General features: G+C 62.5%; 14 protein-coding genes, 5 tRNA genes, 1 pseudogene and 1 CRISPR repeat array. Of the genes and pseudogenes, 16 read left to right on the forward strand and 4 right to left on the reverse strand.

All coding sequences use genetic code 11. From position 1 onward, the window contains the following. Nucleotides 1-25 precede the first annotated feature (25 nt). Nucleotides 26-1,366: a tetratricopeptide repeat protein gene (locus NY78_RS08645; RefSeq protein WP_156180895.1), complete on the forward strand. Its 1,341-nt coding sequence runs from the start codon at nt 26-28 to the stop codon at nt 1,364-1,366. Nucleotides 1,367-1,602: 236 nt separating this feature from the next. Further along, a CRISPR array of direct repeats spans nt 1,603-2,231; the repeat unit is 28 nt; unit sequence TTTCTGAGCTGCCTACGCGGCAGTGAAC. A 31-nt stretch (nt 2,232-2,262) separates the two neighbouring features. Here the strand turns inward: NY78_RS08645 and NY78_RS08650 are convergent. Together NY78_RS08650 and NY78_RS08655 are read right to left on the reverse strand one after the other, a co-directional pair. Continuing rightward, a pseudogene (locus tag NY78_RS08650) lies at nt 2,263-2,639 on the reverse strand (transposase); the annotation flags it as partial. Nucleotides 2,640-3,095: 456 nt separating this feature from the next. Further along, a tRNA-Arg gene (locus NY78_RS08655) sits at nt 3,096-3,172 on the reverse strand. A gap of 402 nt (nt 3,173-3,574) precedes the next feature. Between NY78_RS08655 and NY78_RS08660 the strand changes: the two genes are divergently transcribed. The 10 genes from NY78_RS08660 (at nt 3,575) to NY78_RS08705 (ending at nt 12,920) form a co-directional block, all read left to right on the forward strand. After that, nucleotides 3,575-5,035, forward strand: a complete 1,461-nt coding sequence (locus NY78_RS08660) for a DegQ family serine endoprotease (protein ID WP_043634425.1) — start codon at nt 3,575-3,577, stop codon at nt 5,033-5,035. A 62-nt stretch (nt 5,036-5,097) separates the two neighbouring features. Further along, nucleotides 5,098-5,988 carry a 4-(cytidine 5'-diphospho)-2-C-methyl-D-erythritol kinase gene (gene ispE, locus NY78_RS08665; RefSeq protein WP_043634427.1) on the forward strand — a complete coding sequence of 297 codons (891 nt, stop codon included), beginning with the start codon at nt 5,098-5,100 and terminating at the stop codon, nt 5,986-5,988. A 39-nt stretch (nt 5,989-6,027) separates the two neighbouring features. Beyond that, nucleotides 6,028-6,103 (forward strand) — tRNA-Gln (locus NY78_RS08670). Between the two features lie 62 nt (nt 6,104-6,165). After that, nucleotides 6,166-7,110 (forward strand): ribose-phosphate diphosphokinase, encoded by a 945-nt coding sequence (locus NY78_RS08675; RefSeq protein WP_043634429.1) that lies wholly within the window; start codon nt 6,166-6,168, stop codon nt 7,108-7,110. Between the two features lie 66 nt (nt 7,111-7,176). Next, nucleotides 7,177-7,770, forward strand: coding sequence for a 50S ribosomal protein L25/general stress protein Ctc (locus NY78_RS08680; protein WP_043634434.1), 594 nt, complete (start codon nt 7,177-7,179; stop codon nt 7,768-7,770). 95 nt (nt 7,771-7,865) lie between these two features. Then, nucleotides 7,866-8,489 (forward strand): aminoacyl-tRNA hydrolase, encoded by a 624-nt coding sequence (gene pth, locus NY78_RS08685; RefSeq protein ID WP_043634436.1) that lies wholly within the window; start codon nt 7,866-7,868, stop codon nt 8,487-8,489. Nucleotides 8,490-8,650: 161 nt separating this feature from the next. Continuing rightward, the gene (locus NY78_RS08690; protein ID WP_043634439.1) at nt 8,651-9,163 is read left to right on the forward strand and encodes a CarD family transcriptional regulator; all 513 of its coding nucleotides are present in this window, start codon (nt 8,651-8,653) and stop codon (nt 9,161-9,163) included. A 359-nt stretch (nt 9,164-9,522) separates the two neighbouring features. Then, entirely contained in the window at nt 9,523-10,770 is a 1,248-nt protein-coding gene (gene rho / locus NY78_RS08695; RefSeq protein ID WP_043634441.1) for a transcription termination factor Rho, read from the forward strand. Between the two features lie 270 nt (nt 10,771-11,040). Further along, nucleotides 11,041-12,507, forward strand: a complete 1,467-nt coding sequence (locus tag NY78_RS08700; RefSeq protein ID WP_047960093.1) for a M48 family metallopeptidase — start codon at nt 11,041-11,043, stop codon at nt 12,505-12,507. Beyond that, entirely contained in the window at nt 12,504-12,920 is a 417-nt protein-coding gene (locus NY78_RS08705; protein ID WP_043634443.1) for a PPC domain-containing DNA-binding protein, read from the forward strand. Before NY78_RS08700 ends, NY78_RS08705 begins: the two co-directional genes overlap by 4 nt. A gap of 273 nt (nt 12,921-13,193) precedes the next feature. Here NY78_RS08705 and NY78_RS08710 read toward each other — a convergent pair whose 3' ends face one another. After that, complete coding sequence (locus tag NY78_RS08710; RefSeq protein ID WP_043634448.1) at nt 13,194-14,051, reverse strand: hypothetical protein; 858 nt, start codon at nt 14,049-14,051, stop codon at nt 13,194-13,196. A 124-nt stretch (nt 14,052-14,175) separates the two neighbouring features. Here NY78_RS08710 and NY78_RS08715 point away from each other — a divergent pair, with 124 nt between their 5' ends. Beyond that, entirely contained in the window at nt 14,176-19,641 is a 5,466-nt protein-coding gene (locus NY78_RS08715; RefSeq protein WP_043634599.1) for an alpha-2-macroglobulin family protein, read from the forward strand. 13 nt (nt 19,642-19,654) lie between these two features. Next, nucleotides 19,655-20,890, forward strand: a complete 1,236-nt coding sequence (locus NY78_RS08720) for a type IV pilus twitching motility protein PilT (protein WP_043634450.1) — start codon at nt 19,655-19,657, stop codon at nt 20,888-20,890. A gap of 156 nt (nt 20,891-21,046) precedes the next feature. Here the strand turns inward: NY78_RS08720 and NY78_RS08725 are convergent, their stop codons facing one another. After that, nucleotides 21,047-21,925: an esterase/lipase family protein gene (locus NY78_RS08725; RefSeq protein WP_047960094.1), complete on the reverse strand. Its 879-nt coding sequence runs from the start codon at nt 21,923-21,925 to the stop codon at nt 21,047-21,049. Nucleotides 21,926-22,067: 142 nt separating this feature from the next. Between NY78_RS08725 and NY78_RS08730 the strand changes: the two genes are divergently transcribed. From NY78_RS08730 to NY78_RS08740, 3 genes are all read left to right on the forward strand, one after another. After that, a tRNA-Val gene (locus NY78_RS08730) sits at nt 22,068-22,143 on the forward strand. Between the two features lie 18 nt (nt 22,144-22,161). Then, nucleotides 22,162-22,238, forward strand: a tRNA-Asp gene (locus NY78_RS08735). 87 nt (nt 22,239-22,325) lie between these two features. Continuing rightward, nucleotides 22,326-22,402: transfer RNA gene (locus NY78_RS08740), tRNA-Asp, on the forward strand. The last annotated feature ends 136 nt before the right edge of the window (nt 22,403-22,538 follow it).

Here is a 22,538-nt window from a genome sequence, read left to right on the forward strand (position 1 = left end):
CAAACGACCGGCGAGGAACGCTTCCATGCAAAAAAACCTGTTTCCGACCACCCTGTTGCTGTTGGGACTCGTCCTGGCTCTCGGCCCTGACCGCGCCGTCGCGCAAACAGCCGCCGATGACGTGGGGTATTCAACGGATTCCGCTGGTTCAGCGCCAGTGGCAGCACCCAGACCTTCCCCGCCTCCCCCCGGCCAGACAGCAACCGAGGAGCCGGCAAAGCCGCCCGCCCTAACCATCAACCTTGATGCCTACGCCAGATCAATCCAAGATTCGGATGTGCCTCCCCGGCAGCCATCTGTTCCTTCCGCCAGTGTCCCCCCGGTCCCGCTCCTGGTGCGGCCTGCCCCCGTCACCCCGCCACCGGCAACCGTCAGCCAGCCTTCGTTGGTAATGGCCATGCTGGAGAGCACGTTGCATGGAAACTATGCCGAAACCCTGGCCCTCAAGGCTCGCATGTCAAAAAAGGCCTTCACCCAGCGTTTCGACCGTGCCACGGCAAATAAGTACAGCCAGATGGGCAATGCCCTGCTCAACAAGCAGGATGACCCGTCCGGGGCAGTGCGTGCCTATGAAACGGCCTATGCCAACGACCGGTCCAGTTCGGAGATCAACGGCAGCTATGGCTACGCCCTGTTTCGCACCGGCAGGTTTGCCGAGGCCAGGGACATGGAGATGGAAGCCCTGGAAATCAGTCCGGGCTACGGGGCGGCCTGGTTCGTGCTGGGCCAGATTCTCGGTTATCTCAAGCAGGAGGACCTAGCCTATGCGAGCTTTGTCAATACCTGCCTCTTTACGAAAAACATGACCACGACCCTGGGATTCTTGGATCGTGAAAAGGACAAATACGGCGAAATCTGTGTGCAAAACGCCGCTGCAAAAGCCTTGGCCACCTGCCAACGATTGACCAACGACGAGACGTCGCAGCGCGCGCAGACGCCTGCATCGCCGGTTCTCCCGGCAGCGGTCCCCTTCAGGGACAGGCGCATCGGCAAGATCGACATCAAAGCAATCGTTCTTGGCAGCAAGCAGTTTCAGGGAATGCTGAGCAGTCTGGCAGACCTGCGCGGTCTGTCCGAACAGCAGCGGGAGCAGCGGATACAAACCATGGTGACCCCGCTTATCTCCACGATTCGTGGCCTCACCCTCCGTTTCGCTACCACCAACAACTACCAGCTCATCATCCCGTCTGACGAAGAAGCGACAATGCGCCGAGGAAGCGACCTGCAGCCTAGCGCGTTGGTCTTTTCCAATGTCGACAGCGCGTTTTTGACCTTTCTTAACAGCTTCCCGGGAAAAGACTTTCGAAAAACTGTTCCTATTGACGATCTGACCCAACCGATTCTCAAACAGCTCAACGGTATCTGATTTATTGAACCGGGCTGGCCCATGGCGATAAGCCGCATGCGGCGCACACGCTGGGTCAAGAGTGGGAACGAGTGCTTCGCCCCGGTCAATGCCCTCCCCTGGATCTTCACCCAGCTGACGCTTGCAGGGCTTTTCGTCGCGGCGCTGTCGTCTGTTGCGGTGAGACGGAGTCTTCCCTGATGCGGATGGCCTCGGGGGAAAAACCCTTCTCGACCCGACCGGGCAGAGCAGGAGTGTTTCTGATCTGCCTATACGGCAGTGAACATGGAGGCTGCGCCCTGCCTGCGCTGCGAGCATTTTCTGAGCTGTCTACGCGGTAGTAAACCATCCACACTCAACAACGCCGGTCCCGCACTTTTCTGAGCTGCCTACGCGGCAGTGAACGCTGCCTAGCTGTCCGGGCGGCCTTTTATTTTTTTCTGAGCTGCCTACGCGGCAGTGAACCCGCTGACGAGCTTGGGCCTGACGTCGGGGTATTTCTGAGCTGCCTACGCGGCAGTGAACGCGGCGATGGCGGCTTGCTTGGTCGTCTCATATTTTCTGAGCTGCCTACGCGGCAGTGAACACACGCCGGCCTCTTGCCACTCGATGGTGTCCTTTCTGAGCTGCCTACGCGGCAGTGAACGCTCACCTCTTGCTGCGTCATGCGTTCACTGTTTTCTGAGCTGCCTACGCGGCAGTGAACGTGGTCTGGTGTGGTCTGGTGTGACCACGTCTTTTCTGAGCTGCCTACGCGGCAGTGAACACCAGCTCCACCCACACGGTCTACGTGCGCGATTTCTGAGCTGCCTACGCGGCAGTGAACCATCCAGGAGGATATGAGCCACCTCCGAGCATTTTCTGAGCTGCCTACGCGGCAGTGAACTCCTACACAGGCCCGGACGCTTAGCGTCGTCCTGATAGCCATACACAGACCTGCTCAGACCAAAAACACAGCAGGCTCTCCGAAGACTCAGTCCATGCACAATGTGGACGTATGTGATCAACTCTCGCTTGTCGTCTGGCCTTACAACTTTTTTGCGATCACATCCTTCAGGGCCTGATTCTCCAGGCTCAGCTCGGCAAACATCTGCTTGAGGCGGCTGTGCTCGCTTTCAAGATCCTTGAGACGTCGCACATCGGATGCTTCCATGCCGCCGTATTTGGTCTTCCACTTGTAGAACGTGGTCGCGCTGATGCCGTTTTCACGGCAAATATCCGCGACAGGACGTCCTGCCTCAGCTTCCTTGAGCATCTTGACGATCTGCGTCTCAGAAAATCGAGATTTCCGCATCGCTCCCTCCTGGGGCGGGTTTGCCAGAAATCTCAACTTTTCGCTGGCCCTATTTTAGGGGAGGGTTACAGAGGCACCACGGCAGTGGCCTGCATTGAGACCGAGCGACGGTTTGTTGGTGTGGAGCTATCGAGCGAATACGCCTCGCTGGCAGCCGAGCGGATCGCTGCCGTCGAGCTTGCCCATCTTAAATCGTAGTGGCATCCTTGAACAGTCGCCTATACTCAAAATATACCCAAGAAGGGCGGCTACCGGCGTGAGGTCGCTTCAACCAAAATGAGAAGTCAGAGAGAGACAGAAGTTCTCACTTTGATTGAAACGATTTCTCATTTTGGTTGAGTGCTTACAATTGTCTTCCACGGTAACCTTAAATTTAAAAGTGGGGAGAGAATGGGGAGAAAAACACCCCAAACGCAAAAAGGGTTGGACCTCTTCAGTCCAACCCATTGATTTTTTTGGTGCTCCCGGCGCGATTCGAACGCACGGCCTATCGCTTAGGAGGCGATCGCTCTATCCTACTGAGCTACGGGAGCAAACGGAACGCATGAAACGATGTTCATGCTTCCTTCAGTTAGCATCGATCAATCATCAGGCAAACAAACGTAATACACTCATTTTAAACAATTTTATTTAATAACCAAAACTGGTTTTTCCAGCTTTCTCCGCGAAAACAGGCAATTGACGCGCGCCAAACAAACTTTACTATTTCCCCCGCAGCTTCTTGTCAAGAAAAGGACAAGACCAGGCCGCTTGCCTCGGACATGCGCCGTATCCCGGGCATAGGCGCAAAACCCAGGTCACGGTTTACAACAGGTTCAACCGGCGTATAACGGGACCAAGAGCTCCGGATACACCGCTCCATCGACCCAAACGGATACAGCCCCAGGGACCCTCTGACCAATCGTGCGCAGGGTCCCCGAACACAGGAGTTCCTCATGGCCAAACGCTTCCTCGTCACCCTCGGCAGCGCCTTCCTGTTCCTGGCCTGGACGACCATGGCCCAGGCTCGAATCCCCCTGCCGGACATTACCGAACTCGTGGAGAAGGACGGTCCCGCCGTCGTCAACATCTCCACAACGAAAACCATCAAGGCCCAGGAAGGCGCGCGCGACCTCTTCGAGCAGTTCCGCAACAAGCGCGGCGGCCCCATGGACGACTTCTTCGACCAGTTCGAAAAGCACTTTGGTCCCCAGGGACGCGGCAACGGCAAAGGCCAGAAGCAGCGCTCCATGGGTTCCGGCTTCGTCATCTCTGCCGACGGCTACATCGTCACCAATAACCATGTTGTTGACGGCGCCGACGAGGTCAAGGTCCAGTTCCGGCACAACGAAAAGCCTTTGACTGCCAAGATCATCGGCCGTGACCAGGAAACCGATCTGGCCCTGCTCAAGATCGACGGCAAGTCCAACCTGCCCTACCTGGAGTTCGGCGACTCGGGCAAGATGAAGGTCGGCGAGTGGGTGCTGGCCATCGGCAACCCCTTTGGCCTGGAAAACACCGTGACCCTTGGCATCGTCAGCGCCAAAGGCCGCATCATCGGGGCCGGTCCCTTTGACAACTTCATTCAGACCGACGCCTCGATCAATCCGGGCAACTCCGGCGGACCGCTGATTGATCTTGACGGCAAGGTCGTGGGCATCAACACCGCCATCGTGGCCTCGGGCCAGGGCATCGGGTTTGCCATCCCCTCGAACATGGCCAAGGACGTCATCGCCCAGTTGCGCGACGGCAAGAAGGTCCAGCGCGGCTGGCTTGGTGTGACTATCCAGGATATTGACGAGAACACTGCCAAGGCGCTTGGCCTGGAAAACACCAAGGGTGCGCTGATCAGCTCGGTCATCGAAGGCCAGCCCGCAGCCAAGGGCGGAATCAAGACCGGCGACGTCATCACCGCCGTGGCCGGCCAGAAGATCGAGAATTCCAATGAGCTTCTGCGCCATATCGCTGCTATCCGCCCGGGCGAATCCGTGGAACTCTCGGTCACCCGCAAGGGTTCTCCGGTCACTGTCAGCGTCACCCTCGGCGAGCGCGACGCCAAGAAACTGGCCCAGAATACTCCGGACCAGGGCGACGACAACGGGGCTGAAGGCGATCAGACCGCTTCCGCTCTCGGGCTGTCCGTGCGCAGCCTGTCGGCCAAAGAAGCCAAGGCCCTGGGCATGGACAAGGTCCAGGGGCTGCTGATAACGGAAGTGGCCGACGGTTCCGAAGCCGAGCAGGCCGACGTGCGTCCGGGCGACGTGATCCTGGAAGTCAACCAGCGCCCGGTGGCCTCTCCCGAAGACTTCAAGAAGGTCATTGGCGAGGACGGCAAGAAAAAGGGTGTGGTCATGCTGCTGATCAAGCGCCAGAGCCAGACCGTTTTCCGCACGGTCCCCCTTACGGATTCGAAGTAACCAGTACGACAACACAGCGCACCCCGGTCCCTGAGGATCGGGGTGCGCACAGGCTCATACCCATGGCGTCTTCCCCCATTCCCGCAGAGGAAATCGTTTTCCCGGTCCCCTGCAAGGTCAACATCCGCCTTGCCGTCGGGGCCAGACGGCCAAGCGGCTACCACGACATCGATACGCTTTTTCTGCCCCTGCCCGAGCCGGCCGACACCATACGGGTGCGTCGGTACGACGAGATCGGGGACATTGATTTCACCTGTTCCGATCCGGAGCTGGAAACCGACGACAACCTGGTGGTGCGGGCCTACCGGACCTATGCTGCGGCCACGGGCTTTTCGCCGCGTCTGGAAGTCCACCTGACCAAGCATATCCCCCACGGAGCCGGCCTTGGCGGCGGGTCCTCGGATGCAGCGGCGCTTTTGCGCTACTTAAACGACCGGGCCGGGGAGCCCTCTCTGGCCGCAACCGATCTGGCCGCCTTGGCCTTGACCCTGGGTGCGGATGTGCCTTTTTTCCTGCTGGGCGGCCCGGCCACAGCCACCGGAGTGGGTGAAACCCTCCTCCCGGCCGACCCCGGACTGGCCGGCTGGTGCGCCGTGGTGGTGTGCCCGTCAAGCCGCGTCAAGACGCCCTGGGCCTATGCCGCCCTGGACGCTTCCCGGACTTTGCCGCAAAAACACGGGGCAGACCTCTTGACAACAGTATTTGACGCCTCTAAAAGGGCGTTTTGCGTGACCGGTGCGCCCATGCGAAACGACTTTGAAGCCGTCGTCTTCGCCGCCCATCCCGAACTGGGACGGGTCAAGGAGCGCCTGCTGGCCCTCGGGGCGGCGGGCGCGCTTCTTTCGGGAACGGGTTCGGCCGTTTTCGGGCTTTTCCGCCAACGCCAGACAGCCACTCTGGCTCTGGCTGTCTTGTCGGGAAGCGGGCCACGCGCCTATCTGGCGCCGCTGTAGGGGCACGGACCGGGCAGCTGTTTTTTTTGATGTTTTTGTTGGGGCGTCGCCAAGTTGGTAAGGCACGGGGTTTTGGTCCCCGCATTCGAGGGTTCGAGTCCTTCCGCCCCAGCCATTTTTTTCCGTCACAAACGGTTTGCCGCCACAGGCAGGCCACCATAATACCCGAGGGTTGGCATGGCGCAAGGCGATCTGAAAATCCTGACCGGCACGTCCAATCCCGGACTGGCCGAGGCCATCTGCGACCATCTCGGCTGCACCCTGCTGCCGGCCAAGGTCGGCACGTTTAGCGACGGGGAAATCCGCGTCGAGGTCGGGGCCAATGTGCGCGGATCGGACATCTTCGTGGTCCAGTCCACGTCCTATCCGGTCAATTACAACCTCATGGAACTGTGCCTGATGCTTGACGCGCTCAAACGCGCCAGCGCCCGGCGCGTCACGGCGGTGGTGCCCTACTACGGCTATGCCCGTCAGGACCGCAAGGTGGCTCCGCGGGCACCGATCAGCGCCAAGCTCGTGGCCGACTTCCTGACCGTGGCCGGCATGAACCGCCTGCTCACCATCGACCTGCACGCCGGCCAGATCCAGGGTTTTTTCAACCTGCCCGTGGACAACCTCTTTGCCGCGCCCATCATGGCTGAGTATTTCAAGGAATTTTCCGGTCCCGACCTGTGCGTGGTCTCGCCTGACGCCGGCGGCGTGGAACGGGCCAGGGCCTTTGCCAAACGCCTGGGCGCAAGCCTGGCCATCATCGACAAACGCCGCGACGCGCCCAATCAGGCCCAGGCCATGCACGTTATCGGCGACGTCAAGGGCAAGTTGTGCGTGGTCCTCGACGACATGATGGATACGGCCGGCACCATGTGCCAGGCCGGCGTGGTGCTCCTGGACAACGGAGCCCGCGAGGTCATGGCCACCGCCACCCACCCGGTCCTGTCCGGCCCGGCCATTGAGCGCCTGGAAAGTTCCCCGTTCACCCAGATCGTGACCACCAACACGATTCCGTTAAACGACAAGGCCAAGGCCTGCTCCAAGATCAAAGTCCTGTCCATCGCGGGACTGCTCGCCAAGGCCATCCACAATATCCACACCGAATCGTCGGTGAGCGTGCTGTTTACCTGACCACGGGCGACGCACGGCCAGTTTGAAAAACATGTTTCGCCCCAGGGCGCAAAGGAGATACCCGATATGAGTCAGACCCAGTCCCTCGCCGTCAAGACCCGCGCGGGCCTCGGCAAAGGTGCCTGCCGCAAACTGCGTGCCCAGGACATGGTCCCCGGCGTGTACTATGACACCAAGGGCGTCAACATTCCGGTCATGGTCGAGCACCTTCCCCTGCAAAAACTTTACTCCAAGACGGCTTCCGCCCACGTCTTCGATCTGCGGATCGATTCCGACGCCGGCCAGGAAACCAAGCCCTCCCTGGTCTGGAAGGTGGTGCATCATCCCACCAAGCCCCGGATCACCCACGTTGATTTCTACGGCGTTGACTTGACCAAGGAAATCGAAGTCTTCGTGCCCGTGGAAGTGGTGGGCAAGGCCAAGGGCCAGGTCAAGGGCGGATTGCTTGAGATCTACCGCGAGACCATCGAAATCGTCTGCCTGCCCCTGGCCATTCCCGATAAAGTCGTTATCGATATCACCAATATCGATATCAACGAAAACATCCAGATCGCCGATGTGGCCCTGCCCGAAGGCGTCAAGGCTGTGTACGACAGCAACTACGCCGTGCTCGGCGTCGTCACTGCGGTTGCCGAAGAGGCCCCGGCCGCAGGCGCCTAGCCGGTCCGACGAACCGTTTTCGCGTGTTGTGGGCGGGGTGCGTTTCCGGCGCGCTCCGCCCATTTTCTCCGCGTAAACGCCGCCGCCCCACTTCCATGGCTGTTACTGCTCTCATTGTCGGCCTGGGCAACCCGGGTCCGAGATACGCCGCCACCCGCCACAATTTCGGTTTCATGGCCCTGGACGCGCTGCTTGCGCGCGCCCGGGAGCTTGGAGGCGCGCCCAAGGCCGCCCTGACCGGACGCAAGGACCTGGAGGCCGTGGCCGTGTCCCTGCCGGTGCTGCCTGGCGGGGCTTTTGCCCAATTCGCCTGCCTGCGCCCCCTGACCTTCATGAATTTAAGCGGACGGGCCGTCCGCGCCGCCCTGGATTTTTACAAACTCGCCCCCGAGGACGTGCTGGTCGTCCATGACGAACTCGATTTGCCCCTTGGACGGATGCGGCTCAAACGCGGCGGCGGCAATGCCGGGCATAATGGGCTTAAATCCATCACCCAGGAACTCGGCAGCCCGGAGTTCGTCCGCCTTCGCCTGGGCATCGGGCGGCCCGACCCCGGGCGCGACGTGGCCGGCTATGTGCTGGAATCCTTTCGCAACGACGAAACCCCCACGGTGCGCCGCCTGTTGCCGGCGGCCGTTGACGGCATCCTGACTTTTTTCGAAGACGGCCTGGAAGCGGCAAAGCTCCGGATTGGCGGCTTCGACGCCGCCGCCGGCTAGTTTCCGGCCCTGTTTGACTCCCTCCCGGAGCCTGTCCCGATAGCGACTTGCCGGCCGTTGCCGGAATACATGGACACAATGGGACAAGTGCGCTATTTTGAATTCAAGACGGCAGGCGTGCCTAGATTTCCTGCACGCAGTATCCAGAAAGGAGTCGCCCGGTGTTTTCCGAGGATCAACTAGTCGTTTATCCCGCCCAGGGTGTGGGCAGGGTCGAACGCATCGAGACCCAGGTCATCGGTGGCGCCTCGGCTGACTTTTTCATCGTGCGTATCCTCAGCAATAACGTCACCCTCATGGTGCCGGTGAAAAATGCCGCCAACGTGGGCCTTCGGGCTCTGTGCTCTGCCGATGAAGGCCAAGCCATCATTGAATCCCTCAAGGACCGCTCCGATTTTACCGGATACACCGGCCAGAACTGGAACCGGCGCTATCGGGAGTATTCCGAAAAACTCAAAAGCGGCGATTTGGGCGATGTGGCCTACGTGCTCAAAGAGTTGTTGCTCATTGGCCAGAACAAGGAACTTTCCTTTGGCGAACGGCGGCTGCTCGAACAAGCCACCAGCCTGCTGACCCTGGAGTTGGCCCTGGCGCTTGACAAAGACCAGCAAGACGTCAAAGACATCATCAACGAAATCTTTGCCGACGTTCTCCAACCCAAACCCGAAGAATAGCGCCGCGATCCCGGGCGATTGCTCCAGGAACACGCACGGCGCGCTTGACAGTCCCACGAAAAAGTATATGGATCGTTCCAGGCCGTTGCCGGTCTATCCTCCACTACCCTGGTCCCCGTAATTAGCGAGTTACTCCCCACTCCTTAAGAGTACGGCTGTAACGAACTCACGCAATCGGGCTTTTACACACTTAATCAATATGCGCATTTCTGCGCCGGGCTATTCTTGTGAGCAACGCACCTAAACGCCGTGGGCGTACTCCGCAGCCGTCCCCTGCCCCAGTGCTTTCAGATCCCATCGAAAGCGACGACATCCTACAACCTTCGACCGTCAAGTCCAGCCTCATGGAGGGAAACTCCATGAACCTCTCCGAGCTCAAGCTGAAAAGCATGCCTGAGCTTATGGACCTGGCTGTCCAGTACAATGTCGAAAACCCCAACGGCATGCGTAAGCAGGAGCTTATTTTTGCCCTACTGCAAAGCTGCGCCTCCCAAAATGGGGCCATCTTTGGCGAAGGGGTGCTGGAAATCCTGCCTGACGGCTTTGGATTTTTGCGCTCGCCCATGTACAGTTACATGCCCGGCCCGGACGACATCTACATCTCCCCCTCCCAGATCCGCCGCTTTGGCCTGCGCAAAGGCGACGTGATCTCCGGCCAGATTCGGCCGCCCAAGGAAGGGGAACGCTATTTCGCCCTGCTGCGGGTCGGCGAAATCGGCTTTGCTCCACCCGAGGCTTCGCGCAATCTGGTCCTGTTCGACAACCTGACGCCGCTGTATCCCGACAAGCGTTTCGTCGTCGAAAACGGAGCCGAAAACTTCTCCTCCCGCGTCATCGACCTGCTTGCCCCCATCGGTCACGGCCAGCGCGGCATCATCGTCGCCCCGCCCCGTACCGGCAAGACCATGCTCCTTCAGACCATCGCCAACTCCATCAGCGCCAACCGCCCCGATGTCTTCCTCATCGTTTTGCTCATCGACGAACGCCCCGAGGAAGTCACGGACATGGAACGCACGGTCAATGCCGAGGTGGTTTCCTCCACCTTTGACGAACCGCCCCAGCGCCATGTCCAGGTGGCCGAGATGGTCATCGAAAAGGCCAAGCGGCTGGTCGAACGCAAGATCGACGTGGTCATCCTGCTCGACAGCATCACCCGCCTGGGACGCGCCTACAACGCCGTGACCCCGTCCTCCGGACGCGTGCTCTCCGGTGGTCTCGACGCCAACGCCCTGCAGCGGCCCAAACGCTTTTTCGGCGCGGCCCGCAACATCGAAGGCGGCGGTTCGCTGACCATCATTGCCACGGCGCTTATCGACACCGGCTCCCGCATGGACGAAGTCATCTTCGAAGAGTTCAAGGGAACCGGCAATATGGAAATCTATCTGGACCGCCATCTGGCCGAAAAGCGCGTTTTCCCTGCCATCGACATCAATCGGTCCGGCACCCGCAAGGAAGAGCTGCTGCTTGATACCGACGTGCTCAACCGTGTCTGGATCCTGCGCAAACTGCTCGCCCCCATGAACCCGATTGATTCCATGGAATTCATGCTCGACAAAATGCGCGGCACCAAGAGCAACCGCGAATTCCTCGACCTCATGAACAGGTAGCGCCGCTCGGGCCTGCTCTGTAGCCGTCCCGACAGAAAGCGGACCGCCCAGCCGGCGGTCCGCTTTTTTTTGCCCGCGCCACGCTCCGTTTGTCCAAAGAGGCCAACAAGGCGTTGCACCAACGGATCAGACGCCATGCCCGGCTGATGCCGGCATCCGGCGCGGGGGCGACACCGAGTGCCGTCATCCTTCTTGGGCCGATTGCTTACGACTTGTTCACCTGGCGCGCCGATGCTTTCCTTCCCGCCCGGATCGGCGTATGGGGCATCCATGGACGCTCCAAGCTTGCATGCCTGTCCGGGCACGACCCGACGGCTGGCGGCGACCCTGGTCGTTGTCTGGCTCATCGTCTCCCTGCTCGTCCCTCCCTTGGCCCAGGCCTCTTTTTTTTCCTTCGACCTCAAGGATGAACGGGAGCTTGGCGAAAAATTCAACATCCTGATCCGAGCCCGGATGCCGCTGATTGAGGACACCGAGATCAACGACTACGTCATGGGCGTGGTGGACCGCATCGTCAAAGCCATGCCGCCCCAACCCTTTCCCTTCACCGTCGGCATCGTCAACAACAACGCCGTCAATGCCTTTGCCGGACCGGCCGGCTATGTCTTTGTCTTCACCGGCCTGCTGCTCCAGATGGAGCACGAATCCGAAATGGCCGGCGTTCTGGCCCACGAACTGGCCCACGTCAGCCAGCGCCATATCGCCAAGCGCGTGGGTGAGATGAAACTGCTCTCCCTTGGCCAGCTTGTCGGCGTCCTGGCCGGCGTGGTGCTCGGCCAGACCACCGGCAAACAGGACCTGGGCACGGCTGTGGCCGTGGGTTCCCAAGCCCTCTCGGCCCATGCCTATCTCAAATATTCCCGCGACGACGAACGCGAAGCCGATCAGGTGGGCATGAACTACCTCGTAGCCGCCGGCTACCCGCCGCAAGGATTGGTCGAGGCCTTCGAGACCATGCGCAAACTCAAATGGATGCAGGGCGGCGGCGACATTCCGACCTATTTAAGCACCCACCCCGGCATTGACGAGCGCATGAATTACTTGAAGGACCGCATCAAGCTTCTGCCCCGCGACGTGCAGGACCGCAAAAATCATGACGCCGCCTTCAAGCGCGCCCAGGTGCTGGTGCGCGCCCGCTACACCGACGCCAAAAACGCGGTGGCCTACTTCCGTAAGATCGGCGACAAGATGACTTGCCTGGACAAGCTTGGACTGGCCATCGCCCTGTCCCGGTCCCTTGAGGACATGGGGCAGGCCCGTTCCGCCTTTGACAACGCCCTGGCCTGCGGCGGCAACGACGCCCTGATCCTGCGCGAAACCGGCCGCTACTATCTGCGTATCCGGGATTTCACCCGGGCCAAGAGCCTGCTGGAGGCGGCCCTGGCCCAAAATCCCACCGACATCGACGCCAATTTTGAATACGGTCGGATGCTTGCCCAGGAAGGCAACCCCAAGGCCGCCGTCAGCTATCTGGAGAAGGTCCGGCTGCGGGTACCGGAAAACGCCGAAATCCGGTCGATCTACGGGCAAATCCTCGGTCAGGCCGGCGACGTCTTCCACGCCTATCTCAATCTGACCTACGCCGCCGCCTTCGAAGGCAACCCCGAGCAGGTAAAATTTCAGCTTGAGAAGGCCAAGGGCGCAGCCAAGACCGATGCCGACCGGCGCGAACTGGCCAAACTGGAAGAAACCATCAAGAAACGCTCCGAATTCTGGAAAAAAAGGCTCATGGAATGAACAGCTCGCTGCTCGTGCGTCTGCCCAAAGGCGAAGACCTGCTGGGCGCCCTGGTCTCCTTCTGCCTGGAAAAAAACATCACCAAGGGACATGTGAGCCTCATTGGCTCCCTGAAAAAAGCCGTCCTCGGCTACTATCTCCAGGACACCCGCCAATACGCCAGTCGCAGCCTGGATGTTGACGCACAGATCCTCTCCGGCCTGGGCAACATTTCGCTGATGGAAGGCCAGCCCGTCGTCCACCTGCACCTGACCCTGCTTACAAGTGATTTCACCGTCACCGGCGGCCATGCCCTGCCCGGCTGCATCCTGTTTGCCGGCGAAGCCTGCATCACGCCCATCGAGGGACCATGCCTCCACCGGGGCCTGGACAGCGCCACCGGCCTGCCGCTGTGGGACCAGACCGGCATGTAGTCTCGATTTCCCAGACTCCGCTTCGGGCATCGGCCCTGGCCCGGCTCCAGGTAAGCCTCTCACCCGGTTCCCGGCCCTGCTGCCGCTTTCGCCAGGGCTTTTAAGGCAATGGTTTGCCCCCGTTCCCGGGACAAGACTGGCGCAGGCAGTTGGCCGCAACAGCAAGGGCGCTTGTCCCGTTTGCGGCCCCCGGTCTTCGGGCTGGCCTGCAAACGGGACAAGCGCCCCTGGTGTCGTCCGATCCCTGGCCCAGGGCCGGGCTGGCGCGACGCCCTACGGCCAGCAGGTTTCCTTGCCGGCCGCAGCCGATTTCCCCGTCTTTAATTCCAGGACCATGGGTCGCACGGCCGTCTTGCCCGCCGGGCAGGCCGATTTGCGGCCGGTGTCCGGCAGTTTTTCGCTATACAGGAGCTTCCCCTTCTCCACACGCCCCCCCGGGGTCACTGTGGCGTCAAGTGTCTGCTTCTGCCCGGCCAGATTGACGGCCATAAGCCCATGGATGGCGTCGGGCTGGCCGTTTTGCACAAAGAGCGTGTCCCCGGCCAGTCCGTCAAAAGCGAAGTCCCCGCCGTTTGGAATCTCGAAAAGCGGCGTTCCCTGGGCCATCTCGCACACCGCGTCCGGCGAATCCGCGGCGCTGTGGGCCAAAACACGCAGGGTGTGGCCGTCGGTATAATTCGCCAGCGTCTCCACCACGGCATAGCGGGGGAAGAAATAACACGTCTTATTGTAATAGGCATGGACCTCGGCCACGTCCGTGCCGGGCAGGCCCACCGCCTTGCCGTGCTCGATGGTGGTGGCCCCGTACTCGGCCGTCATGGGCGTGACGTCGTCCACGGCCAAGACCTTGTACGTCGTGCCCTGGCGCACCACGCTCTCGCGCACGACCCCGCGCACCCGCACCTTGATGTCCAGCATGCTTCCCATGATCGCCCCCCGGTCAAAGGGGACATAGACCACGCCGGGTTCCTGCGGGCTGGTCAGCTCGATGCCGCCCTGGGCGTTCTGGCGCAGTACGCCGTAGACGGTCGTTTTTCTGGTTTCGTCCTGGGCCTCAGCCAGTGCCGGAGCCGCCATCAGGCAGCCAAGCAACAGGACAAGGGTGACCAGGGGAGAGAAGACTCGATGCATAGGGCCTCCTTGGCGTAATGCCCCCGGGTATCAGAGCCGTGCGATTTTGCAAACGGGTCATTTCCCATCATCGCAGTTGAAAAAATATGGCACGAGGGTATGAATGGGAGAATTGGAGGCCGGCATGAACGACGTTCCCGAAAGCGGCTCGCGGCAGACTTGGAAAAACTGGCTCATCGCGGTTCTTGTGGTTATCGCAGCCGGTGAATTCTTCCTGTTAAACCGGACACCCGCGCCAATGCCTGCTGCCCCGGCCCCGGCGAAGCAAGCCCCATCGCCCGAGGCCCCCCTGGATGCCGTGCGCGTGGCCGGTCTGGCCATGGACCCCGAGCGCGGCCGCTATCTGCTGGCCGTCTTTGACCGACCCGTGACCGGAGCCAGGGAAGGCACGTCCCCGGCCGCCGATCCCGCCTCCATTGAACCGCCGGTCCCCGGCCGCTGGACCTGGGTCTCGCCCTATATGCTGCGCTTCGAGCCGACCGACGGCTTTGCCCAGGCCACCGTCTACACCGTGAAGTTCACCCCGGCCAGCCTGCTCGCCCCACCGCAAACCCTGGCCGGACAGGATGCGTGGCCGGCCAGTTACGGCAGCTTCGAGGTGGCCCGCCTGACGGCCCATCTCGAACCGGCTCCCGAAGGCGGCGCGCTGGTGGTGGTTCGCGGCGAGGCCGCCTTCAACCGTTCCGTCGATCCCAAGGCCCTGGCCAACCATATCCAACTGATCGACCCTCGTGATCCGTCAAAGCCCGTGGCCGTCTCCCTGACCACCACCTACGGTTCCAAAAAGCTCGGCTTTGTTTCCGATCCCATCGGAAAAACCCCGCAACAGCGCGACGTCAAAGTCGTGGTCACGCCGGGGCTGCGTCCGGAAAAGGGCAACATTGCGCTTGCCCGCGAGGCCGTGGCCGTCATTCCCGTGGCGCTCGATCCCCATCTGCGCCTGCGTGAGGCCAAAGCCGCGGCCGAGGAGGGCGCGGCCACCATCCGCCTCACCCTGTCCACCCCGGTGGAACCAAATGAGGAGACTGCCGGCCATATCAGCATCGAACCGGATATCGAAACCGAATTGGCGGCTGACGGCGCGGAGTTGCTCTTAAGCGGTCCTTTTGAGCCGGGCCGCGAATACACCGTCACCCTGGACAAAGGCCTGACCGCCGCCGATGGGGCCGTGCTCGACGCCGCCGTCAAGCACAGTCTGCGCATCCCGGACCTCGAACCGTCGGTCGATTTCCGCGATCAGGGCCTGTTCCTGTCCCGAAACGGCTACAAGAACCTGGCCATCAAAAGCGTCAATGCCACAGCGGCCGAGGTTTCCATCGACCGGGTCTATTTCAATAATATGTTCCCGCTGTTCACCATGGACTATTCCGCCTTTGACGACGACTACAGCGGCGGCGGGGTGAGTTCCAACCTGGGCGACCGGATTTTTAACGACCGCGTGCCCCTGCGCCACAAAAACAATGCCGCCGAGATCACGCCGGTCAATCTTGAAAAATACATTCAGGGCCACGAACCCGGCCTCTACCGCATGTCCCTGACCGTCCCCGGCAAGTTTCAAGGGTTTCAGCGTTTTATCTGTATCACCGACATCGGCGTCGTGGCCAAGACCGGTCCCGGCGACCTGCTGGTCTGGACGGCCTCGCTCACCAGTCTGGCCCCCATAACCGGCGCTTCGGTCAAGGTCCTGTCCCACCAGAACCAGGAGTTGGCCTCGGGCACGACCGATGCCCAGGGTCTTTTCCGGGCCAGGATCGATGCCAAAGCCGCCTCGGACAAGCGTCCCTATCTCATCGTCGTCCAAAAGGGTGCGGACACGAGCTTTCTGCTCTACGACCGCTTCCGGGTGGACGAAGGCGGCCTCAATGTCGGCGGCAACGTCATGCCGGCCGCCGGTTACACGGCCTTTATTTACGGCGAGCGCGACATCTACCGTCCGGGCGAGACCCTGGAAGGGCTGGCCGTGGTGCGCGACGTGCGCCTGGGCGTGCCGCCCTCCATGCCGGTGCTGATCCGGCTGTCCGACCCACAAGGCCGAAAGATCAGCGAACAGGCCGCCGTCACCGGGGCCGAGGGCGCAGTCAGCCTCAAACAGGCCCTGCCGGCCCAGTCTTTGACCGGGGCCTACAATCTGGAACTGGTGACCGGCGAGACGGTCATCGGCCAGTATCGCTTCCAGGTGGAAGAGTTTGTGCCGGATCGCATCAGTGTGGCCGTCGCCTCCGAGGCGGCCGCGGCAGCCCCGGGCGAACCCGTGCCCTTTGCCGTAGCCGGGCGCTATCTGTTTGGCGCGCCCGGAGCCGATCTGCCGGTGGAAGCCCGGGGCCGGCTGGTCAAGGCGGCCTTTGCCCCCAAGGGCTTTGAGCAGTACGTGTTCGGCGATCCGGAACGCAGCTTCGAAGATACGGAATTTTTCCAGGAAACAGGGACTCTGGACGCCGAGGGCAAACTTGCCTTCTCGGCGAATCTCCCAGGCGACCTGTCGCCGCCGGCCGCCCTGGAAGCGGTCCTGACCGCCCGGGTGCGCGAGGGCGGCGGCCGGGGCGTCACCGGCCTGGTCCGCTTGCCGGTCCATGTCTATGCCGCCTATCCGGGCCTCAAACGCTTGGCCAGCGAGGCTGTCAGCCCGGGCAAGCCCCTGTCGCTCGACTGCGTCTCCGTGGCTTCAAGCGGCAAATTGGCCGCCACGGCCTCGCTGACGGCCACGCTTTTCCGCGACGAGTGGCAAACGGTCCTGCGCAAAGGCCCGGACGGATCGCTTAAATACGAGTCCGTGCGTGATCCCAAGGTCATCGACACCAAGGACGTAACGCTCACCGGCGGCAAGGGCCGGGTGAGTTTTACGCCGCCGTCCTTTGGCAGCTACCGGGTGGCCCTGGCCGACCCGGAGTCCGGCGCATCCACCCAGCTGGAATTCTATGCCGGCGGCTTCGGCTATTCGCCCTGGGCCATGGAGAATCCGGCCCGCATCGAGCTTAAGCCCGACAAGGCCGACTATGCCTCCGGGGAAAGCGCCCGGTTGCAGGTGCGCGCGCCCTTTGCCGGCAAGTTGCTCGTGGCCGTGGAAGGTTCGGCCATCCACGACGTGCAGATCCTTGACCTGCGCGGCAACACCGGCGAGATCGTCGTCCCCATCAAGCCCGAGTACCTGCCCGGGGTGTACGTCACCGCCACGCTCGTGCGCAAAGTGGGCGACGTGACGCCCGGCAGCCCGTCGCGGGCCTACGGCGCGGTTCCCATCGGGGTGGACAAGGCCTCGGGCAAACTTCCGGTGACCATTGCCGCCCCGGCCGAAATACGGCCCGGGACGACGCTTTCCGCCGAAGTAAGCGCCCCCCCCGGCAGCATTGTCACTGTGGCCGCCGTGGACGAAGGCATCCTGCAGCTCATTGCCCAGAAAACGGCCGACCCCTTTGCCGCCTTTTACGCCAAGCGCCAGCTCCAAGTGGAGACCAGCGACACCTTTGCCCTGCTTTTGCCCGAAGTGGCCCCGCTCCTCGGCAAGGCTCTGGCCGGCGGCGGCGACGGCATGGAAGACCTGTCCGGCTTCGTGCGCTCCCAAAGCCCGGCCGCCAGGACCGTGGCCTTCTGGTCCGGTCTGGTGTCAGTCGGTCCCACAGGCAAGGCTGTCGTGCATTTTGACATCCCGGAATTCCAGGGACAGGTGCGGCTTATGGCCGTTGGTGTCTCGGGCCGCCGCTTTGCCTCGGCCGAAGCCAAAACCATTGTCAAAAGCCCGCTGGTCCTGTTGCCGTCCTTCCCCCGCTTCCTGTCCTTTGGCGACACGGCGCAAACGACCATGACCGTGAAAAACGACACCGGAAAAGATGGCACGTTCACGGTGTCGCTGACCGCTTCCGGCCCGGCCACGGTGGCCGACTCCCCGAAAACCGTGCCCATCGCCAAGGGGGCCACGGTGGCGGTGCCCTTCACCCTGACCGCCGGGCACAGCGAAGGCGTGGCCGCCCTGGCCGTCGCCGTTACCGGATCCGGGGAAACCAGCGCCGATTCGGCCACCATCCCGGTGCGCTCGCCGTTGCCGGCCCGGACTTCGGTGCGCTCCGGCAGTCTTGAGACCGCAAGTCTCACCATCCCGGAACTGGCCTCCGGGGAATTCCTGCCCGGCACGGCCCGACGCGACGTCACCGTGGGGGCCTTTCCGCTGATCCGCTTCACCGGCAATTTGAAGGCCCTGCTTGGCTATCCCTACGGCTGTCTGGAACAGACCACGTCCAAGGCCTTCCCGCTCCTCTACTTCTCCGATCTGGCCCGGGCCATGGACCCAGCCGCCTTTGAGAAAGAAAATCCGGCGGCCATGATCCTCTCGGCCATTCGCCGGGTGACCGGGATGCAGCTTTATAACGGCGGCTTTTCCATGTGGCCCGGCGGGGACGAGCCCCAGCCCTGGATGAGTCTGTATGCCGCTCATTTCCTGGTGGAAGCGGCCGGGGCCGGCTATCCTGTGGACAAGGACGTGCTGTCTCAGGCCCTGCGCTATGCCGGCGAAACCGGGCGCGAAGCCAAGCTCGACACCCCGGACGGCCAGAAGCTTGCGGCCTACGCCCTCTACATCCAGGCCAAGGCCGGCCGGGCTGATATCGGGGCCATGGACAATCTGCGCGACGCCCATGGCAAGGGGCTGCCGGCCGATGCCAAGGGCCTCTTGGGCGCAGCCTACGCCGCCGTCGGCAACACCCGGGCGGCCGATATCCTGGTGGCCGGCCCGGTCCCCTCAGGTGAGCCGCACAAGGAAAGCGGCGGCACGCTGGATTCCACCCTGCGCGACAAGGCGCTGTATCTGGCCGCCCTGATCGACGCCGCTCCGGCCGACCCGCGCCTGGGCAGTCTGGCCGTGGAGGTCGGACGGTTGCTCGAAGGCGAACCCTACCCCTCCACCCAGGAGAATGCCTTCGCCTTGCTGGCCCTTGGCAAGTTCTACGCCCGCCAGCAGGCCAAAAAACCCTTTACCGGCCAGCTCTATGCCGGCTCGGGCCTGCTGTCAGACTTCTCCAACCGCAAGGTCTTAAGCCTTCGCGGCATCGGCGACCCCGGTGATCTGCGCCTCGCGCTCGGCCAGGGCTACGAACCGGGCAGCTGCTACTACTCCGTGCGCACCCGCGGCATCCCGGCCCCGTCCGCCTATGCTCCCCAGGCCGCCGGCCTGGAGGTGGCCCGGACCTACCTCAGCCGAAACGGTGAACCGCTGTCCGGCAACATCGTGCCCCAGGGCGCGCTGGTGGTGGTCAAGTTCGCCGTGCGGGCCACGAATGGAGCCGTGTCCAACGTGGTGCTGGAAAACCTGCTGCCGGCCGGACTCGAAGTGGAAAATCCGCGTCTGGAGACCACGGAGCGCCTGCCCTGGATGGGCGAGGCCGACGAGACCAAGGCGGCCTATCTTGATCTGCGCGACGACCGCATCCTCATGTTCACCGACCTGGCCAAAGGCAGTTGGCAGATCCACTACGCCCTGCTGCGGGCCGTGACCCCGGGCGTGTTCAGCCTGCCCCCGGCCCAGGCCGAGGCCATGTACGCTCCGGAACTGCGGGCCAGCGGCGAGGCCGCCACCTTCACCGTAACTAAGAGCGACAAATAACCATCATTTATATATGGAAAAGTTCAACAGGCTCGTCACTTCCTGCATTCGCAACAACGTCTCGGATCTGCACCTGCGGCCCGGGCAGCCTGTCGCTGCCCGGAAAAACGGGCAACTCCACTTCCAGCGCGACATTGTCTTCGCCGCCGAGGAACTCGACGCCCTGTTGCGCCGCCTGACCACGGATCGCCAGCGGCGCATCCTGGCCGAACGCTGGTCGGTTGACTTCTCGGCCCACCTCCCCGACACCCAGATGCGGCTTAATGCCTTCCACACGGCCGACGGCCTGAGTCTGGCCATCCGGTTTCTGCCCTCGGCCATCCCTGACTTCGAGGCCTTAAACCTCCACCCCTCCCTGCGGGAGCTGTGCGCCCAGCCTTTTGGCCTGATCCTCATCTGCGGCCCCACCGGCAACGGCAAATCCACCACCATCGCGGCCATGATCCGGGAAATAAATGAAACCCGGGCCGCCCATATCGTCACCCTGGAAGACCCCATCGAGTACCGGTTCGCCTCCAAGCTCGCCCTGGTTGACCAGCGCGAACTGGGGGCGCATTTCCCGAGTTTCGAGCAGGGGTTGCAGGACGTCCTGCGCGAGGACGCCGACGTCATCGTGGTGGGGGAGTTGCGCGAGCCGGAAACCATGCGCCTGACCATTAACGCGGCCGAGTCCGGCCATCTGGTCATTGCCACGCTCCACGCGGCCACGGCCGAAGAGGCGATGCTGCGCCTGTGCAATGCCTTTACCGCCGATGCCCAGGATTTTGTGCGCTCCCAGCTGGCCTCGTGCTTAAGCGCCGTAGTGGTGCAACATCTGGAATTATCGGTGAAGGCGGGATTTCGCGTCCCGGTGCTGTCCATCGCCCGAAGCGCCCCGGCCCTGCGCAACATCATCCGGGAAAACCGCTTCAATCAGATCGAGAACATCCAGCAGGCCGGCCGGGCCGAGAGCATGTTCACCTTTGCGCGCTACCGCGAGGAGTTCCTCGACGCCAAGGTCCGGCTGACCCCGCCAGCCCTGGTCTTTCGGGCCACCACCAGCCAGGCGCTGCCTCTGGTGCGCCCGACCCAGGCGCCGCCCTCCCCGGCCGCCGCCATCCAGCGGCCCGCGCCCGACCCGACGCCAGGGTCGCCCGAATCGCCGGCCGACGACCTCGACGTCGGAACCACCTATGAGCCGTATCGCATTGATGACGAGGTGTCCCTGGAGGAACTCGTGGCCCAGATGCAGGGGAAGACGCCCACGTAGACGATGCCTGCGACAAGGCAGCGACGCCAAACGCTTCGTGTGGCCGCAACGACGAAATCCGCGCTGCAGGGACTATTCTCCGGCAACGGCCGGGATGTCCAACGCCTCGCTTCCTGACAACAAAAAAATGCGCAGCGGACAGGAACAGTTGCGGTTTCAGGCCGCCCCGTCCCGCTCCTTGTCCCCGATTGGGGGCTGCGCGACCCGGGCCAGAAGCGACGCGACCAGGGCAATGACCCCCCGGTGGTAGAGCATGGCCACATGGGCGACCGGCGGCGTGACCACCACCTGCCAGCCCGGCCGGGCTGGATCAAGGCCGCAGTCGGGCACGACCAGATTGTCCACCGGCGAGACCACGGCCACAAGCGTCGCCCCGGGCGGGTCGGCCAGGGCGGCAATGCGGGCCAGAAGCGGACTGCCCGGGACCAGCGACCGCCCCAGCCGGCCCACGGCCAGACAGGCCAGGGCACTTCCCTGGTGCGGCGTACCCAGGGTAATGACGGCCAGGGTGCGCCGGGCGTAGCCTGGCTCGGCCGCCAGCCGTCTGGCCACAAGCCCGCCCAGGCTGTGGCCGAGAAAACATAGCCGGGCGTCGGCAGGCACGGTCTGGTCCAGTATCGCGGCCACGCGCCGGACCTCGGCCTCGAAATCCGTGCCGTGGCTCCGGTACCCCGGCAACACGACCCGGGAAAATCCAGCCCGCACAAGCGCCGGCCGGATGGCCAGAAAAGCGGATGGGTTGTGATACAGCCCGTGCAGGCACACGACGACCGTCTCGCCCGCAGCGCAGCGTCCGCCCCGGGACCGGACGGACAGCCGCCCGCCCAGAGGATAGGCCGCCATCATGACGCACAGGCCGGCCACGGCCGAACCCAGGCCCTGTGCCAGCTCCGACAGTCCCCGACCGGCCCAAGGCCGAGGGAAAAGCGTCTGCCGTCCCGTTGCCAAGGCCAAAACGAAGGCGGCATAGCTGAGGCCGGTCACGACCAGGACCGCGACAATCGGGAGCAGGAGTAAAAAATACAGGGCTGTCATGCGGGTCAACCTTCCTTGAAAACGACTGCTCTCTCCCGTCCAGCTTGTCCAAATTGCGGGAGAAAGGGAACTGCTTCCAGTTCCCGCAAAATAGGTGTTGACGAGCCAGGCCGACTTGCGTAGATACCGTGTCTCGCCGGGCGGGCGGGTAGCTCAGATGGGAGAGCATCGGCCTTACAAGCCGAGGGTCACAGGTTCGAGCCCTGTTCCGCCTACCACGAATTGTCGAGCGATCTGGGGTCGTAGTTAAGTTGGTTATAACGCCGGCCTGTCACGTCGGAGGGCGAGGGTTCGAGTCCCTTCGGCCCCGCCAGATCAGACCAAGCCCTGTGCTTGGAGGAGCCTTGAAGCCCAATCCCCTTCGAGGTTTCTTGATTTCGAGTTAACGGATTGTCGATCTGGGGTCGTAGTTAAGTTGGTTATAACGCCGGCCTGTCACGTCGGAGGGCGAGGGTTCGAGTCCCTTCGGCCCCGCCAGATCAGAACAAGCCTCCGCGCTTGTCGAGGCCTCGAAGGAAATCCCTTCGAGGCCTCTTGCTTTTTGAGATCAGCCAGTTGCCGACGCGCGCTATGCGCCTGTACCAAAATCATTCGTGGTAGCAGTTTCTTTCCT

It is taken from the genome of Desulfovibrio sp. TomC, assembly GCF_000801335.2.
Taxonomy (GTDB): domain Bacteria; phylum Desulfobacterota; class Desulfovibrionia; order Desulfovibrionales; family Desulfovibrionaceae; genus Solidesulfovibrio.